This window comes from Sphingomonas pseudosanguinis (assembly GCF_014196255.1).
GTDB lineage: Bacteria > Pseudomonadota > Alphaproteobacteria > Sphingomonadales > Sphingomonadaceae > Sphingomonas > Sphingomonas pseudosanguinis.
Window position 1 is genome coordinate 1 of the sequence record NZ_JACIDH010000048.1, and the last position, 1,292, is coordinate 1,292.

Below are 1,292 nucleotides of genomic sequence, written 5' to 3' on the forward strand. Positions count from 1 at the left end.
TCCGCGTGCCCGGCGACATATCGTCCGAGCTTGTCGCGGAAGCTGTTGTCGCGCTGACGCGCGGCGACCTGGGCAGCCATCCAGAAGGTCCGGCGTAGGCGCGCGTTACCGTACTTGGACAGCTTGGTGCGGCCACGGAACGTGCCTGACTGACACGTTGCGAGATCGAGACCGCAGAACTTCAGGAACTGACGATGATGATTGAAACGCCGCAGATCACCGGCCTCGGCCAGGATGGTCAGCGCATTGATCGGACCAATGCCCGGAATGTTGCGCAGCAGCTGGTAATCAACGTCATCGGCGAGCCGCGTATGGGCCAGCCGCTCGATCTCGTCACGCTGGTGGATTAGGCTGCGGCCCTGCGCGATGACCATACGGAACATGGTGATGGCGGCCGAGTCCTCCGGGACCGGCAGCGCCGTCGAGGCGGACGCCGTCTCATAGATGTCGTTGATGAGGCGTGCCTTGGAGACCTTGCGGCCGATGAGCGGCCATGCCGCAGCCGAGAATGCCTCGCGGTCCAGCGCCGTGATGGTGGCCGGTGTCGGAAACCGCTCGATGAGCGCGAGGAACCAGTCGGACCGGCTGTTGCCTGCGAAGCGGGCGATCTCAGGGAAGTACAGCGGCAGGTAGTGGGTCAGTATCCGGTGCCAGGTCTGTGTCTTCATCCTGGAGATCGTCTCGTGGGTTTTCGACAGCTCCTGCAGGTCGTTGATCCCGGCCACCAGCGGGTCGACGTAACGCTGCGTCGCGCCGATCCGCAGCATATGCAGGATGACCTGCGCGTCCTTGGGGTCGTTCTTGTCCCAGCCGTTGTGCAGCGCCTCACGCGTTCGGGCGAGCGCGACCGACGAGATGAGGCGCAGCTCGAACCCCGCCGTCAGCAGCCGGTGTGCCAGCGTGCGATGGTAATTACCCGTCGCCTCGAACCCGACGATGATGGGGCGCCCGATGGCAGCGAGTTGCTCGGCAAAGCCGTCATAGTCCTGCCTGGTCGCCATGACGGTCATCCGCCGGCGCCGGCCGCCTTCCGGTCGCTCTATAAGGACCTCCTGCCGGCTCTTGGACATGTCGATGGCTACCAGCACGGCGCCGGCAGGCGTAGAGGTGAGCTTGGTCATGGTTGGTCGGCCTCCAAAGTGTTGTCTCGACAACTTCACCTTAGATACCTGCTGGCCGACCATGGCTTGCCCTGATGAAGCCTGCGGCCGCTTCGCGGCCTTGTCTTCATCAGGGCCACAGTGGCTCCCATTCCAGCGCTTCCCGATGTGCTACGGCAGCGAGTTCATCGC

At 64.1% G+C, this 1,292-nt stretch carries 1 protein-coding gene; it reads right to left on the reverse strand.

Translation table 11 applies throughout. From position 1 onward, the window contains the following. Positions 1 to 1,121: IS110 family RNA-guided transposase (locus tag GGR48_RS17865; RefSeq protein WP_183953188.1), on the reverse strand; the 1,121-nt coding region annotated here is incomplete at its 3' end. Between the last annotated feature and the right edge of the window lie 171 nt (positions 1,122 to 1,292).